Source organism: Brevibacterium otitidis, from assembly GCF_042429315.1.
In the GTDB taxonomy this organism is placed as follows: Bacteria; Actinomycetota; Actinomycetes; order Actinomycetales; family Brevibacteriaceae; genus Brevibacterium; species Brevibacterium otitidis.
In genome coordinates this window covers 13406-28706 of sequence record NZ_JBHMAU010000039.1, presented here as the reverse complement: position 1 = coordinate 28706, position 15301 = coordinate 13406, and the positions used below count along the sequence as shown (strand labels likewise).

General features: G+C 65.5%; 12 protein-coding genes. 3 read left to right on the top strand and 9 right to left on the bottom strand.

Annotation, left to right across the window (positions count from 1 at the left end):
- Window positions 1-58: 58 nt before the first annotated feature.
- The 5 genes from ACFFN1_RS05585 to ACFFN1_RS05565 form a co-directional block, all read right to left on the bottom strand.
- Window positions 59-1741: a dipeptide ABC transporter ATP-binding protein gene (locus ACFFN1_RS05585; RefSeq protein WP_376839411.1), complete on the bottom strand. Its 1683-nt coding sequence runs from the start codon at window positions 1739-1741 to the stop codon at window positions 59-61.
- A complete protein-coding gene (locus ACFFN1_RS05580; protein WP_376839409.1) occupies window positions 1738-2673 on the bottom strand; it encodes an ABC transporter permease in 936 nt (311 codons plus the stop codon). The genes ACFFN1_RS05585 and ACFFN1_RS05580 overlap by 4 nt, the downstream gene beginning before the upstream one ends.
- On the bottom strand, window positions 2670-3752 hold the full coding sequence (locus ACFFN1_RS05575; protein WP_376839407.1) for an ABC transporter permease: 1083 nt from the start codon (window positions 3750-3752) through the stop codon (window positions 2670-2672). Before ACFFN1_RS05575 ends, ACFFN1_RS05580 begins: the two co-directional genes overlap by 4 nt.
- Before the next feature lie 5 nt (window positions 3753-3757).
- Complete coding sequence (locus ACFFN1_RS05570) at window positions 3758-5311, bottom strand: ABC transporter substrate-binding protein (protein WP_376839406.1); 1554 nt, start codon at window positions 5309-5311, stop codon at window positions 3758-3760.
- Window positions 5312-5604: 293 nt separating this feature from the next.
- A complete protein-coding gene (locus ACFFN1_RS05565) occupies window positions 5605-7005 on the bottom strand; it encodes an ATP-binding protein (protein WP_376839404.1) in 1401 nt (466 codons plus the stop codon).
- A 133-nt stretch (window positions 7006-7138) separates the two neighbouring features.
- Between ACFFN1_RS05565 and ACFFN1_RS05560 the strand changes: the two genes are divergently transcribed.
- Complete coding sequence (locus ACFFN1_RS05560) at window positions 7139-7657, top strand: hypothetical protein (RefSeq protein ID WP_376839403.1); 519 nt, start codon at window positions 7139-7141, stop codon at window positions 7655-7657.
- Here ACFFN1_RS05560 and ACFFN1_RS05555 read toward each other — a convergent pair whose 3' ends face one another.
- From ACFFN1_RS05555 to ACFFN1_RS05540, 4 genes are all read right to left on the bottom strand, one after another.
- Complete coding sequence (locus ACFFN1_RS05555) at window positions 7658-8323, bottom strand: GNAT family N-acetyltransferase (RefSeq protein ID WP_376839401.1); 666 nt, start codon at window positions 8321-8323, stop codon at window positions 7658-7660.
- 3 nt (window positions 8324-8326) lie between these two features.
- A complete protein-coding gene (locus tag ACFFN1_RS05550; protein ID WP_376839399.1) occupies window positions 8327-10207 on the bottom strand; it encodes an ABC transporter ATP-binding protein in 1881 nt (626 codons plus the stop codon).
- A 244-nt stretch (window positions 10208-10451) separates the two neighbouring features.
- Window positions 10452-11555: a type I pantothenate kinase gene (gene coaA, locus ACFFN1_RS05545; protein ID WP_376839397.1), complete on the bottom strand. Its 1104-nt coding sequence runs from the start codon at window positions 11553-11555 to the stop codon at window positions 10452-10454.
- Window positions 11556-11696: 141 nt separating this feature from the next.
- Window positions 11697-12965, bottom strand: coding sequence for an APC family permease (locus ACFFN1_RS05540; RefSeq protein ID WP_376839395.1), 1269 nt, complete (start codon window positions 12963-12965; stop codon window positions 11697-11699).
- A gap of 246 nt (window positions 12966-13211) precedes the next feature.
- Between ACFFN1_RS05540 and ACFFN1_RS05535 the strand changes: the two genes are divergently transcribed.
- Together ACFFN1_RS05535 and ACFFN1_RS05530 are read left to right on the top strand one after the other, a co-directional pair.
- A complete protein-coding gene (locus tag ACFFN1_RS05535; RefSeq protein WP_376839394.1) occupies window positions 13212-13808 on the top strand; it encodes a TetR/AcrR family transcriptional regulator in 597 nt (198 codons plus the stop codon).
- Window positions 13809-13874: 66 nt separating this feature from the next.
- A complete protein-coding gene (locus ACFFN1_RS05530) occupies window positions 13875-15242 on the top strand; it encodes a flavin monoamine oxidase family protein (RefSeq protein WP_376839392.1) in 1368 nt (455 codons plus the stop codon).
- Window positions 15243-15301: the final 59 nt, after the last annotated feature.

Below are 15301 nucleotides of genomic sequence, written 5' to 3'. Positions count from 1 at the left end.
ACCGTATGGAGGCGGTATCGCAGGCGGTTCCTCGGCCGGGCGGCGCGCACCCGTCCTGTCAGGCGCGCACCGGCTCTGCCGGTGGGACGGCGTCGATGAGCTGCTGGGTGTAGTCGGTCTGCGGGTCGCGCAGGATCTGCTCGGCGGTGCCGTATTCGACGACCTCGCCGTCCTTCATCACCGCGACGGTGTCGCTGACCTGCTCGACGACAGCGAGGTCGTGGCCGATGAAGATGTAGCCGAAGCCGTGCTCGTCCTGCAGCTCGGCGAGCAGATCGAGGACCTGCGCCTGGATCGAGACGTCGAGCGAGGCGGTCGACTCATCGAGGATGAGCAGCTCGGGGTCGACGGCCAGGGCGCGGGCGATGCACACACGCTGCCGCTGCCCGCCGGAGAGCTCATGCGGATAGCGCTCGATGAACGACGCATCGAGACCGACCTGCTCGAGCAGCTGCGCGCAGCGCTGCCGGCGCTGCCGCCGCGGTACGAGATTGTGCGCCATGAGCGGTTCGGCGATCGAACGCTGCACCGTCATCCGCGGGTCGAGGGCCGCGAACGGGTCCTGGAAGACCATTGCGATGCGCCGGCGCATCGTCTTGAGATCGGCACCCGTGAGCCCGAGCACCGGATCCCCGCTCATCCGCGCATCACCCGAGGCTGCTTCGACGACACCGGTGAGCACATTGGCGATCGTCGACTTGCCCGAACCCGATTCGCCGACGATGCCGAGCGTGCGGCCGCGGTAGACATCGAGGCTGGCATTCTTGACAGCGGTGATGGTGCGCTTGCCGGTGGGGGAGGAGACCTCGAAGTCCACCGTCAGGTCTTCGATCCGCAGCAGCGGGTCGCCCTGCTCCTCCCGGTCGGCGTACGCGTCTTCAGCATCATCGTCCTGCTGGGTGCGCAGCAGCGGGCGGACAGCCAGCAGCGTCTTCGTGTACTCGTGCTGCGGACGTTCGAAGATGTCGGCGACGCTGCCGCGTTCGACGATCTCGCCTGCGCGCATGACGACGATGTCATCGGCGATCTGCCCGATGACCCCGAGGTCGTGGCTGATCCAGATGACGGCCATGTCCCTGGAGCGCTGGAGGCTGGCGACGAGGTCGATGATCCCGGCCTGCGTGGTGACGTCGAGGGCGGTGGTCGGCTCATCGGCGATGAGCACGTCGGGCTCACACGCGAGAGCCACAGCGATCATGACGCGCTGCTTCTGCCCGCCGGAGAGCTGATGCGGATAGTAGCCCAGCCGCAGCTCGGGATCGGGCAGCCCGAGTTCGGTCAGCAGCGTCAGCGACCGTTCGCGGGCCTCGGCAGCTGAGATGCCGAGGTGCTTCATCGGGCCCTCGGCCAGCTGCGCCTCCAAGGTCATGAGCGGGTTGAGGCTCGTCGACGGGTCCTGGAAGACGAACCCGATGCGGCGGCCGTGGATGCTGCGCAGCAGCCCGGCAGGTGCTCCGACGATCTGCTCGCCGTCGAGTGTTGAGGAGCCGTGCACGTAGCCGCCGGGGGCCTCGAACAGGCCGGTGGCCGAGAGCACCGACAGCGACTTGCCGGAACCGGATTCGCCGACGATGCCGAGCGTCCGGCCCTTGGCCACGGCGAAGTCGACGCCGTGGACGATGTCGTTGCGGCCGACGCCGACGGTGAGGTCCGAGACCTCCAGGACCGGCGCCTCGGGTGCGGACTCATGGCTGGTGCCCACCGCCTCGGGAGCGGGAGCCTGATCAGGGGTGTGGCTCACTTCTTCCTCCGGTTCTGCATGATGGTGCGCTGGCGGGGGTCGAGGACGTCGCGCAGGCCGTCGCCGAGGAGGTTGAAGGCGAGCACGACGACGAAGATCGCAAGGCCGGGGAAGACGGCCATCCACCAGGCGTCGGCCATGAAGCCCTGCGCGTCGAAGAGCATCTTGCCCCAGGAGGGTTCGGGCGGCTGGACGCCGAGGCCGAGGAACGACAGGGCTGCTTCGGTGAGGATCGCGAACGCCAGTGACAGCGAGGTCTGGACGATGACCGGTCCGGAGATGTTCGGCAGCACGTGGCTGAAGACGATGCGGCCGGACGAGACGCCCATGGTGCGGGCGGCCTGGACGTAGGGCTCCTGGCGGACCGACAGGGTCGAGGCGCGGGCGACGCGGGCGAAGATCGGGATGTAGACGATGCCGATGGCGATCATCGCCGAGCCGATGCCCTGGCCGAGGATCGCGACGATCGCGAGGGCCAGCAGCAGGACGGGGAAGGAGAAGGCGACGTCGACGATGCGCATGAGGATCGAGTCGATGACCCCGCCGAGGTAGCCCGACAGCACACCGACGCCGACGCCGACGACAAGCGCAATGCCGACGGAGATGAGTGCGATCTTGAGCGAGGTGGCTGCGGCGATGATGACGCGGGAGAGGACGTCGCGGCCGAGTTCGTCGGTGCCGAACCAGTGCGCACCGCTGGGTGCCTGCAGGGCGCTGGGGACGTCGATGTCGTTGGCGCCGTAGGGGGCGATCCACCTGCCGAAGAGGGCGAGGATGACGATGACGGCGAGCACGATGAGGCCGAAGACGGCCGTCGGGTTCGTCATGAGCAGCGACAGCGTCGAGGCGCGGGTGTTCGCCTGGCTGCTGGCTGCACCGGTGGCGGTGCTGCCAGTGTCTGGGGTCTGCTGGGTCGGCTTCTGGGCACTCATGAGATCCGGATCCTCGGGTCGATGATGGCGTAGAGCACGTCGACGAGCAGGTTGATGGTGAGGAAGATGAAGGCGATGAGCAGGATCGCGCCCTGCAGCAGCGGATAGTCGCGGGCGGCGACGGCGTCGTAGATGAGGCGGCCCAGGCCGGGATAGGCGAAGACGACTTCGACGACGATGACGCCGCCGAGCAGCGTCGCCAGCTGGATGCCGGAGATCGTCAGCACGGGGATGAGGGCGTTGCGGCCGATGTGCTTGGTCAGCACCGCCCAGTACGTCAGGCCCTTCGAGGTGGCCGTCCGCACGAAGGTCGCATGCGAGACGTCGATGACGGCAGTGCGGATGAACCGCGTGAGGATCGCTGCGGAGACGACTCCGGCGGTGATCGCCGGCAGCACCATGTGCTGCGCCCAGCCGAGCGGGTCCTCGGTCAGCGGGGTGTAGCCCGAGGAGGGCCAGCCGAAGCCAAGGGCGAAGACGCTGATGAGCATCATACCCATCCAGAAGTCCGGGATGGAGACGCCGAACTGGCTGATGACGCGCACAACCGAATCGACGGCGCCGCCTTCGCGCAGTCCGGCGATGGTGCCGAGCGGAATCGCGATGAGCAGGGCGACGAGGATGCCGCACACCGCCAGCGAGATGGTCGCCGGGAGGCGTTCGAGGAGCAGCAGCATGACCGGTTCGCCGTTGCGGAAGCTGACGCCCAGGTCGCCGGTGAGTGCGCCGGCGATATAGGAGAAGAACTGGACGATGAGGGGCTTGTCGAGCCCCGATGCCTGCTGCAGCGCCTGATAGGCCTCATCGGTGTAGCGGGTGCCGAGGGCGATGCGCACCGGGTCGCCGGGGACGAGCTGGATGAGGAAGAAGACGACGACGATGACGCCGAGCAGGGTGACGAAGGCCAGCAGGATGCGCCGCAGAATGAAGGTGAGCAGCGGATGCCGGGTGAAGAACCCCGCCTGTTGCGTCTGCTCGGTCTGGCTGGACTGGTTCGCGTCTGCAGAACGCGTGGTGTCTGCAGACCGGTCCTCCGCCTCGGGAGCGGTACTGCTGCCATGGGTGTTCGGATCGCTCATGCCTATCAGTCCTCTGTCAGCTTCGCGTCGCGGAACCGCACGGCCCGGTCGGAGCGGATGGTGTAGCCCTCCAGGCGGGAGGTGTGGGCCTGGATGACCGCCGGGTTGTACAGGTACAGATAGGAGATGTCGTCGACGATGTGCTTGGCGGCCTCGTCGTAGAGCTCCTTGCGCTTGTCCTCGTCCATCTCGACGCGGCCGGCGTCGAGGAGCTCGTCGACCTCCGGGTTCGAATAACCCTGGCTGTTCGACGGGCCCTCCGAGTGGTGCTGGGCGTAGTAGTAGTCATCGGGGTCGATGTTGCCCAGCCAGCCGAGCATGAGCGCATCGAAGTCGCCTTGGGCCTGCCGGTCGAGCCACGAGCCGAAGTCAAGCGTCGTGATCGAAACCGTGATGCCGACGTCGGAGAGGTTGTCGGCCACGACCTGGGCGGCGGTGACGGTCTCGGGGTACTCGTTGGTGACCATGAGCTCCATCGACAGGTCGGACACGCCGGCCTCGCCGAGCAGCTGTTCGGCCTTGCCTGGGTCGTAGTCGAAGGGGGCATAGTCGAAGGCCCAGGGGCTGGAGTGCGGGATCGCGGTCTCGTTGACCTCCGAGGTGCCGAAGCCGGTGGCCTGGGCGATCGACTCGCGGTCGACGGCGTAGGCGATGGCCTGCCGGACCTGCGGGTCGTCATAGGGCTCCTTCGCCTGGTTCATCGCCACATACCAGTAGTCGTTGGAGATGACCGATTCGATGTGCAGCGACTGGTCCCTGTCGAGGGTGCCGAACTGCTGGGGCGGGATCGAGTCGGTCCAGTCGATCTCGCCGGAGCGCAGCGCGGCCACCGCGGTATTGTGCTCGGTGATGTAGCGGAACTGCACGCCGGCGACCTCGGGCGCGCCGTCCCAGTAGTCGGGGTTGGATTTCAGGGTCACGGAGTCGCCGGGCCGGGCGGATTCGACGGCGAAGGGGCCGGTGCCGATCGGCTGGGTGGCGATGTCGCCGGATTCGGCGTTGTCCTCCTGCACGATCGCGACGCCCTTGAACCCGCCGAGCGCTGAGAGCAGGGTGGGGCTGGGCGCGTTGACGTCGATCTCGACGGTGTGGTCGTCGACGGCGCGGATGTCTTCGAGCATCGTGAGCTTCCACGCGTTGGCCAGCTCATTGTCGATGATGCGGCGGTAGGAGTAGACGACGTCATCGGCGGTGAACGCGGAGCCGTCATGGAAGGTGACGTCCTCGCGCAGGTGGAAGGTCCAGGTCAGCTCGTCGTCGCTGACCTCCCACGATTCGGCCAGCGCCGGCTGCATATTGAACTCCTCATCGGGTTCGACGAGGGTGTCGTAGACGTTCTCGAGCACTTCGAAGGCGAAGTAGGAGGTGGTCGAATGCGGGTCGAGCTGATCGGGCTCACCGGAGATCGAGGCGACGATGACATCGTCGGTGTCGGCGGTTCCGAGGTCGACGCTCTGGCGCGAGCAGCCGCTGATGACAGCGAGGATCGCGATCGCTGCAGAGGCGGCGGCCTTGGCCAGGGGATGCAGGCGTGGTGCACGTGCAGGGATTCTCGTCATAGTCGTCATCTCTTCATCGCCATCGATGGTGCTCCAGTTCCTTCCATTATGGGCACAACTGGGATGAGTCTGCATGGAAGCTGAGCGAACGGTGGGGGATGAGAGGTGATCGTTACAGGTGAGACGGCAGGGCCGGAACGAGGTGTGCAGGTGGGACAAGTTGAAGCAGCTGTAAAATTGTTCTAGCCGCGAAAAGTGCTGTGATACGGGTATTCTGCCTGGTCAGCGAGCTGCCGCCGGGATCCGGTAGACAAGCACTAAAGTACTCTAACGCTGAGGTGTTATAGCTCGGCCTAGTTCAGCCGCCATGTCGCACGCGGGTCTTTTGGCTGCTCGCCGTGCCAGGTGACGATCTCGGCGTCGCGCATTCGAGTGAGATGTCGCAACACGGTGGGACGGGTCATCCCTACCAGTTCGGCAATCTGGCCCGTGCCCAATGGGCGTTGAGCCTGCCGCATTGCTTTGAAGATCTTCATTCCCGTAGGCCCCAGTGCTCCTTCAATGGAGCTGGGAAGTGAACTGCGTGCCAAGAGCGTCAGGCGGACTGATTGGGATGACTGAACGTACATCGGTTCGGACAGCCCGGTGCGTCGCATCTCCGCGAAAATTCGGCGGATGCCCTCTCCTAGCTCTTGTGTGATTCCGAGATCTGCGCAGACTCTGGCAATGCGTGGATTGCGCGCATTGCGGCTGATCGATTCGGGCGAGATGATGTCGGCCATGCCGGGGAACCTGCCCGGGCTTGTGATTTCGATTCGATTGGGGAAAATCTCCACTCTGACATGGTCGCCGCTGATGCTATAGGAGCGATGGACCACGGCATTGACGAGGCCTTCCAACCATGCGTCTCCAGGGATGATTGGGAGGCTCTCGAATCGTCCAGAATCGCCGAGGGCGCGGCGGTGCGGGATCATTTGGGCAATTGCATCGGCAGCCTCGCTGATCTGTGATGGCAGTGAGCCTTCGCACCTGACGTCACTTCCGGATTCAACGGCGTGTGTACGTCCAGCGCCTCTTTCGTTCTGCAAGTACTTCAATACTCTGACGTGGGCGCTCGGATAGATGGTTTGTGGTCGGCGTGCAAAGAGCAAGTACGCGGCTACCGAGATGTGGTCGTCTTTGGTGAGCAACTCACGAGCGCGCAGAGCCCGTTCGGGAGAGGACGACCCAAGCAGCTCTTGAAAGTCCCTAAGGTGGTCGGAGTCGAGGTCTGAGATATCAGCTTCAGGTGCCCGAGTGCCATCAAAGCTGGCGAAGCCACGATCCCACTCAAGTTCTTGGCGTTGCGCAAAGCTCAATCGTCGCGACTCGTCGCCGATACGCTGATAGCAATCACCTGATTGTGACTCATGCACATAGTCGCTGGGGCCCACCCTAAAGATCAGGACCCGCCCCTCCGTTGTGCTGAGTTCGCGCACATTGGTTCGCACCGGCGGTTGTGTGAAGTCTGCGGCTGTCTGTCTGAGCTCGTTGTCGTTTCTGTCAGAAACTGGTGTGACTAAGCCATTTGAAATTCCTACGACGACGACCCCTCCTTCTGCATTTGCCATCGCGATCAGAGGGACAGCGAGATCTTTCGCTTTGATCGCGCCGGACTTGCGTTCAAACCACTGATTCTCGGGCAGCGCAGCGAGTTTGGTGACGGCTTCATCTGCGTCTAGCGAGATCGCGTGGTCAACGTCTGCAGGAGTCATGCTCTAACTATAACAATTTTACAGTATGTTCGAGTTGGTGAAAGCCCTTTCGGCGGCGGGGAGCTTCAGCGTGGTCCAGCTCCGCGGTGATGCCCGGACTCGGGAGAGCGCGCGAGCGTTATACCGTAGAGATATGGCACCCACACCTCCTGATTCCGGCTCTGCAGACCAGCCCGAACGAAGCTCTCACGCCCGCGTTCCCAGCCCCTCCCGCCGTACGCCCTTCCTCACTGTCGAGAGCCGGCCGGTGCGTGCCGGCGTCGTCGCCGCCGGCTCGACAGCCCTCATCACGCTGTTGGTGACCGGCGCCTCGGCTGCGGTGCAGGCGAGCCGACCTGCCGGTGGACTCGCGTGGATCTTCGGCGAGCTGATGAGCTCGTTCCTGCTGCTGGGCATGGTCGCGGCGCTGGCGAACTTCGCGATCGGCGCCGTGCGCTGGAAGAAGCCGACCGCCGGTCTCAAGGGCACGCTCATCACCGCGCTGTTCCTGGCGCTGGCCTTCCCCGCCATCGTCTACATGGTCAGCGTTGTGTGGATGCCCTCGGCGCTGTACGTGTTCATCTCACTGCTGCTCATCTGCATCCCCGCCAGCGTCCTGTTTGCGATCATCGCCCGGTTGCCCTTAGGCCCGCGCCAGCCGGACGTGCGCTGATCAGCTGCGGCGCTGCTGCACCCACTCCGAGGCGAGGATCGCATACGAGTAGGCGTCGACCCAGCCGCGGTCGCGGTGCAGACTCTCCGCGATGTAGGTGCCTTCGCGGCGCAGGCCCAGCCGGTCGAGCAGCCTCCAGGAGGCGGTGTTGTCGGCCATGCAGCACGCTTCGATGCGCCGGATCCCGAGATCGACGATGAGGTCGAGGACAGCAGCGACCGCCTCGCCGGCGAAGCCGTGCCCGGTGGCGCCGGGGTGGAAAGCGCAGCCGATCTCAGCCTGCGTGCCGCGAGCCAGGTGGGCGACCTCCGGATGTGACCAGGCATCCTGCATCTTCACCAGCACCTCGCCGAGGATCGGGGCCGTCTCGGGGTCGCTGCTCTCATCGTCTCTGCGACGCACGACGAGCGTGTTGCCGACAGCCAGCCGCTCGGTCATGAGCTCATCGGCATTGGCCGGTCGTGACGACGTCCACCCCGAGGTCTCCGGCAGCTGCCAGTAGGACCACAGACCCTCAGCGTCGGATGGCACCAGCAGGCTCAGGCTCAGTCGCGGCGTGTGCAGCGGGAACTCGGCACCCGTCGCCTCGGTCAGCTCTGCGAACGTGGCCGGGTCTGGGGTCGGCGAGGGCTCCTCGGTGCCTGTGTCGGCAGTCTCGGCGCTCATATCTCATTCCTGGTTGGCGAACTGGGTGCGGTACAGCTCGGCGTAGCGGCCGCCTGCAGCCAGCAGCTGGCTGTGCGTGCCGCGTTCGACGATCCGGCCGTCTTCGACGACGAGGATCGCATCGGCCCCGCGCACGGTGGACAGCCGGTGAGCAATGACGAGCGCGGTGCGTCCGCTCATCGCCTCCGACAGCGCATGCTGCACGTGAGCTTCTGAGGTGGAGTCGAGCGCGGAGGTCGCCTCGTCGAGCAGCACGACCGGTGGGGCGGCCAGCAGCAGCCGGGCGATCGTCAGCCGCTGGCGCTCGCCGCCGGAGAGCCGGTAGCCGCGCTCGCCGATGATCGTGTCGAGCCCGTCGGGCAGTTCGGCGAGCACGTCATCGAGCCGGGCCCGGGAGATCGCCGAGCGCAGCTCCTCCTCAGTCGCCTCCGGCTTGACGATGAGGAGGTTGTCGCGGATCGACTCATGGAACAGGTGTCCGTCCTGGGTGACCATGCCGACAGCGGATTTGAGGTCGTCGAAGCTGAGGTCACGGACGTCGACACCGCCGATGCGCACACTGCCTTCGGTGGCATCGTAGAGGCGGGGCACGAGCGAGGCGATCGTCGACTTGCCCGCCCCCGAGCTGCCGACGAGGGCGACCGTCTGCCCGGGTGAGATCTCGAAGCTGAGGTCATGCAGCACCTCGTGGTCGGTGCGCTCATCGAGGATCGCGACCTCTTCGAGGCTGGCAAGGGACACCTCGGCGGCGGAGGGATACGTGAACGAGACGTTGTCGAACTCCACGGGCAGGGACCCGGCCGGCAGCGGGCGGGGGTGCGCGGTTTCGGCGATCATCGGCTTGAGGTCGAGGACTTCGAAGACGCGCTCGAAGCTCACGACGGCGCTCATGATGTCCAAGCGGGCGTTGGCGAGCATGGTGAGCGGGCCGTAGAGGCGGGTGAGCAGCATCGCGAGTGTCACGACGGCGCCGGCGTTGAGGGTGCCGAGCACGGCCTGGACGCCGCCGAGGCCGTAGACGAGGGCGAGTGCGAGCGCGGAGACGAGGGTGAGGGCTGTGACGAAGCTCGTCTGCAGCATCGCGGTCTTGACGCCGATGTTGCGCACGCGCGCTGCCCGAGCGGCGAACTGCTCGGATTCGCGGGCGGGGCTGCCGAAGAGCTTGACGAGGGTCGCGCCGCCGGCGGCGAAGCGCTCGGTCATGCGGGTGGACATGGCCGCGTTGTAGTCGGCGGCCTCGTGCTGCAGGGCGGCAAGCCGACCGGCGAACATGCGAGCGGGGATGAAGAAGATCGGCAGCAGCAGAATCGACAGCAGCGTGACCTGCCAGGAGACGGTCACCATGACGGCGACGGTCAGCAGCACCGAGACGAAGTTCGACACGATGCCTGAGAGCGTGTTGGAGAACGCGCGCTGGGCGCCGATGACGTCGGTGTTGAGACGGGAGACGAGAGCGCCGGTGCGGGTGCGGTTCAAGAATGCGATCGGCATCGTCTGCACGTGGTCGAACACGGCGGTGCGCAGATCGTAGATGAGACCTTCACCGGCGCGGGCGGACAGGTAGCGGCTGACCAGGCCGAGTGCCGCGTCGGCCAGTGCCAGGCCGGCCATGATGAGGGCGATCGTGATGATCGCGGAGATGTCCTGGGTGCCGGTGATGGCGTTGACGACGCGGCCGGCGAGCACCGGGGTGATGACGCCGATGGCGGAGATGACGACGGACAGGACGATGAAGCCGATGAGCAGGTGGCGGTGGCCGGCGGCGAAGCGCCAGATCCGCTTGAGGATGTCGGCGGAGAGCCCGCTGGAGCGTGAGCCCTGGCCGTGCAGGCGCTGCGATGCCATGGTGCGGTGCATGAGCGCCAGGGGTGAAGGGGTCGTCATGGAGTCTCCTCAAGGGTGCGGGCCGGCCAGGGTGGCTGCGCTGGTGACGGCAGGGTGCCGGGGAGGCGCGCCCAGTGGGTGCAACTGCGGGCAGGCGCTCACTTGTTCCCGGCGGGGCTTCTGCTCGCTGCGAACGGAGGCCGCAGGACCGGCTGGGCCGGCGGGCGGACAGGACCGGTTGGGCCGGCCGGTGCCTTCGAGCGTGCCTGCGGGGCTGCTCAGCTCAGACCGTGCGCTCTTAGGCTCAGAGCTTGCGCATCCGGATGTGGCGGATCGAGTGGTCACTGTCCTTGCGCATGACAAGGTCCGCACGGCCTCGGGAGGGGAGGACGTTCTCAGCGAGGTTCGGGGCGTTGATCGAGTCCCAGATCTCGCCGGCCAGCGAGCGAGCCTCCTCGTCGCCGAGCGTGGAGTACCGGTGGAAGTAGGAGTCGGGGTCGCGGAAGGCGCCGGCCTTGAGCTTCATGAACCGGTGGATGTACCAGTCGCGCACATCTGCGGTGTTGGCGTCGACGAAGACCGAGAAGTCGAAGTAGTCGCTGACGGACATGCCGACCCGGCCGTCGAAGCGCGGGCGCGGAGGCTGCAGGACGTTGAGTCCCTCGACGATGAGCACGTCGGGGGAGCGGACGGTGACCTGTGCTCCGGGGACGATGTCGTAGGTGTGGTGCGAGTAGATCGGGGCCCGCACCTCGGGAGCGCCTGACTTGACTGCCGAGAGGAACCGCAGCAGGGCGCGCCGGTCGTAGGACTCGGGGAAGCCTTTGCGGCCGGAGAGTCCGCGGCGTTCGAGTTCGGCGTTGGGGAAGAGGAATCCGTCGGTGGTGATGAGCTCGACGCGCGGGGTCGAGGGCCAGCGGGCGAGGAGCTCACGCAGCACGCGAGCAGTCGTCGACTTGCCGACGGCGACCGAGCCGGCGACGCCGATCACGAACGGGGTGCGCTTGGGTGCGGGATCCTTGCCGGTGTCGCGCAGCGGGGCGAGGAACTCGCGGGTGAGCTGGTGCTTCTGGCCGCGGGCGGCGACGTAGAGGTTGAGCAGGCGTGAGAGCGGCAGGTAGATCGTCTCGACCTCGGCCAGGTCGATGGTGTCGCCGAGGCCGCGCAGCCGGTTGACATCGGCGGCTGAGAGCGGCAGTTCGGAGTTCTCGGCCAGCAGCGACCAAGAGGCGCGGTCGAATTCCCAGTACGGGGTGGCGACGCTCTCAGCCTCACCGGCGCGCGCCGGCGTCAGGCCGGCGAGTTCGCGTTCGGCGTCGAGGGACGATCCGGCAGGGCTGCCTGTGGCCGGGAAGCTGTCGATCCGGGTGCTGCCGTCATCGTCAGGGGCATGGGTGCCTGGGGTCATGCCGACATTGTTGCACGAACAGCCCAGAAGCTGTGGCGCGGTTCCCCGGGTGGGCGGGTGCGAGCCTGGCAGATCTGCCGATACGAGCACAGGCACCGGCTATCGCCTCGGCAACGGGGACCGACGGCCTGGCTGAAGCGGTTACCCCCGCAGGTTGAGGGATGGGGGCGGTTCGCGGAACCCGCGGGTGAGGACGGCCAGGTATCCGACGCCAAGCGCTACCCATAGCAAGCCGAAGAACAGCGTTGAACCTGAAAGGCTCGTCCACAGCCACAACGTCAGGCCGAAGCCGACGACCGGCACGAGACCGTAGAGAAGAATCGACGGCGCTCCTCGGTGACGTTTCTGCACGAGGAAGATCGAGACGACGGCCAGGTTGACGACGGTGAAGGCAGTGAGCGCGCCGAAGCTCACGATGGAGGCGACGAAATCGACGCTGGCGAAGACTGCCGAGACTGAAATGACCGCGACGACGAGAATCGCTCCGACTGGAGTGCGGAACCGCTCGCTCAGGACACCGAAGATGCGACGCGGCAGCACGCCGTCGCGACCCATGCTGTAGAGGATCCGTGAGACGCTTGCCTGCGAGGCGAGGGCTGAGCCGAGGGCGCCAGTGACATACGCGGCTAGGAAGAGCGCGACGAGCAGGTTTCCGCCGATGTGCATGAGCATGGCGAGGGCTGCGGTGTCGGCGTTCTCTCCGGTGACGAAGTTCGGATGGGCCACGTGTGCCAGCCAGGAGATGGCGATGAAGATCCCTCCGCCTGCCAGGGTCGTGAGGATGACGGCGACGGGTACTGTCCGCCGTGGCTCCTTGGCCTCCTCCGACATCGTTGAAACTGCGTCGAACCCGAGGAAGGACAGGCATAGGATCGCTGCTCCCGCCATGATGAGGGAGGCGTCGATATCCCCGCCGATGAACGGATCGAGAAGGCTGACGTTCGGGTCGAAGGACCGCACCGCCATGACGGCGAAGATGATGAAGAAGAGCACCTGCAGCGACACGAGGACGACATTGGCGTGCTTCACGGCGTTGATGCCGACGATATTGAGGATGAGGACGAGCAGGAGCGCGGCCATTGAGAACACCCAGGCGGGGATAGTGGGGAACTGCTCGTGGAGGTAGAGGCCGATGAGCAGGTAGTTGAGCATCGGCAGGAGGATGTAGTCGACCATGATGACCCAGCCGGTCATGAAGCCGATATGGCCGCCGAAACCAGCACGAGCATAGTCATAGGCAGCGCCAGCGGCAGGAACTTCGCGACTCAGCACTGCATAGCTGACCGCGGTGAAGAACATGGCGCTCAAGGTGACCGCATAGGCAAGCGACAAATGGCCCTGGGTGATCTCGTTGACGATGCCGTACGTGGTGAAGACCGTCATTGGCACCATGTACGAAAGACCGAACATGACAAGAGTCGGAATGCCGAGTGAGCGGCGCAGTGTCGGACTGTGGATAGCGGTGCTCTCAGGTGTCATGCGGAGGGTTCCTCTCGAGTGCGGTGCTTCGTTGCACCAGCTTCGACGTCGGTGTGAGCAGTGGTCGTCGGGTTGACGCGTCAAGCGGGAGCGGTCATATTGGTCAGGTGACCAATATGGCGTGTGTCACAACCTAGGCAACGGACAGGACGGTGTCAAGAGATGGCAGGGCCGCGAGTGCGCAAGTCTGCTGAAGAGCGTCGCGCCGAGATGCGTGAGGCTGCTGATGCCATTGCAGTGTCTGATGGTCTTGCAGCGGTGACAGTGCGCTCTCTGGCGCAGCGGATGGGCGTGGTACCGGGGCTTATCGCCCACTACGTGGATTCGATGGACGTTCTGCGAGCCGAAACAGTCGGTCGCGTGCTGACCGCCGAGCTGGAGGGTTTTCGCGTGGTGGTGGAAGCAGAGACGACCACGCGCGGCCGGCTGCGGCGACTGACCGATCTGCTCACGAGAGCGGGCCGAGAAGGCTCCTCAGCGCTCTGGCTCGACGCGTGGAGCCACGGTCTGCGGGTCCCTCCCATCGCCGCAGAAGTGCGTTCGCATATGGACGCGTGGCAAGCATTCATCCAACAGCTGATCGAAGCTGCCGTCGATGCCGGTGACGTTGAATGCAGAGATCCGGACGCCACCGCTTGGCACATCATTGCGGTGGCGGATGGCCTCAACGCACACGGGCTCGTTCAGTACCGCGACCGCGAGGCTCTGCGAGGTCAGATGGCAAAAGCAATTGGAGAGAGCCTGGGTCTCTCTCCCGAAGTCCTGTGCTGCTGAGTCGCCACCCAGGGACCCCGCTCAAGCCTTGTGCAATGGGCATCTCAAAGAACGGAGACAAGGATTATGAAGACGCAGAACGTCGCACCGGATCACGACGTGGTGGTCATCGGCGCCGGGCTTTCCGGACTCACTGCAGCCACACAGCTCGTGGAGGCTGGATACGACGTCATCGTGCTCGAAGCCCGAGACCGGGTCGCCGGCCGAAACGAGAACGGAACATTCTCAGACGGGCTATCGATCGAGCTCGGCGGGCAATGGGTCGGGCCGACTCAGGACGCCGTGCTGGAGCTGATCGACGACCTCGGTTTGGAGACGTTCACCGTCTACGACGAAGGCAAGACGCTCTTGGCGATCGGTGGGCAGATCCACTCCAGCGAGGACGACGCGATCGGACTGACCGACGAACTGGCCGCTGAGTTCCAGTCCACCGTAGACATGATTGACCGCACCTGTGCTGGTATCGACATCGAGCGACCATGGCTGTCGGACAAAGCCATGGAACTGGACCGCATGACAACGCAGCAATGGCTAGCGGAGAACGTTCCGACGCCTGAAGTTCGAGACGTGCTCGACGTGCTTCTGGCAACGATCTTCGCAGCCGAATCCGAGGAGTACTCCGCTCTTCACTGTCTCTTCTACCTTGCCTCTGGCGGTGGGCTGCATCGCATGATGGCGACGATCGGCGGGGCTCAGGAGGCACGCGTGCTCGGCGGCACTCATCAGATCTCCGAACGCCTGGCCAGTCGACTGAAGGAACGTGTACACCTCAACACTGAAGTCACAGGGCTGACATACGGCGACGACGACGTCACAGTGCACACCGCCACGGGTGATGTGCGCGCTCTCCGGGTTATCGTGACGCTGCCGCCGACGTTGGCAGGACGGCTGCGGTACGATCCGCCGATGCCGCCGAACCGCGACGTTCTCACCTCCCAGATGCCCGGCGGAAACGTCATCAAGTTCCAACTACGGTATGCCAGCCCATTCTGGCGCGATGCAGGCCTGCGAGGCACGGTGCTCAGCCTTGATCACGACGTAGCGCTCGTCTACGACAACTGCATTCCCGGCGAGGAATCCGGGATCCTCGTGGCCTTCGTCGAAGGCCACCACGCGAAGGCCTTCGCCAGGCTCTCGGAGGACGAACGCACTGCGCGAGTGCTGGAGTGCCTAGCCGACTTCTTCGGTGACGATACGCGGAAGCCGCTCGAAGTGCTGCAACGTGACTGGAGCGCTGAGCCATTCACGCGCGGTTGCTACGGCGGCCGGCTCGGAGCGGGACTGTGGACGCACGTCGGTGAGGAGCTGCGCCGACCCGTTGGCCCTGTGCACTGGGCCGGAGCCGAAACCGCAGCCGAATGGAACGGCTACATGGACGGGGCAATCCGAAGTGGCCGGCGGGCAGCCAACGAGGTTGGCGACGCACTCAGCTGAACGCAGCCACCGCCTCGGGAACGGGGGCGAACAGCGCCCGCAGAGTCGCAGATGTCACG

What these genes read in the sequence shown, in the direction of transcription:
- ACFFN1_RS05580 (WP_376839409.1), bottom strand. Translation starts at nt 2,673, where the DNA reads ATGAGTGCCCAGAAGCCGACCCAGCAGACCCCAGACACTGGCAGCACC.
- ACFFN1_RS05575 (WP_376839407.1), bottom strand. Translation starts at nt 3,752, where the DNA reads ATGAGCGATCCGAACACCCATGGCAGCAGTACCGCTCCCGAGGCGGAG.
- ACFFN1_RS05570 (WP_376839406.1), bottom strand. Translation starts at nt 5,311, where the DNA reads ATGACGAGAATCCCTGCACGTGCACCACGCCTGCATCCCCTGGCCAAG.
- ACFFN1_RS05565 (WP_376839404.1), bottom strand. Translation starts at nt 7,005, where the DNA reads ATGACTCCTGCAGACGTTGACCACGCGATCTCGCTAGACGCAGATGAA.
- ACFFN1_RS05560 (WP_376839403.1), top strand. Translation starts at nt 7,139, where the DNA reads ATGGCACCCACACCTCCTGATTCCGGCTCTGCAGACCAGCCCGAACGA.
- ACFFN1_RS05555 (WP_376839401.1), bottom strand. Translation starts at nt 8,323, where the DNA reads ATGAGCGCCGAGACTGCCGACACAGGCACCGAGGAGCCCTCGCCGACC.
- ACFFN1_RS05550 (WP_376839399.1), bottom strand. Translation starts at nt 10,207, where the DNA reads ATGACGACCCCTTCACCCCTGGCGCTCATGCACCGCACCATGGCATCG.
- coaA (WP_376839397.1), bottom strand. Translation starts at nt 11,555, where the DNA reads ATGACCCCAGGCACCCATGCCCCTGACGATGACGGCAGCACCCGGATC.
- ACFFN1_RS05540 (WP_376839395.1), bottom strand. Translation starts at nt 12,965, where the DNA reads ATGTTCGGTCTTTCGTACATGGTGCCAATGACGGTCTTCACCACGTAC.
- ACFFN1_RS05530 (WP_376839392.1), top strand. Translation starts at nt 13,875, where the DNA reads ATGAAGACGCAGAACGTCGCACCGGATCACGACGTGGTGGTCATCGGC.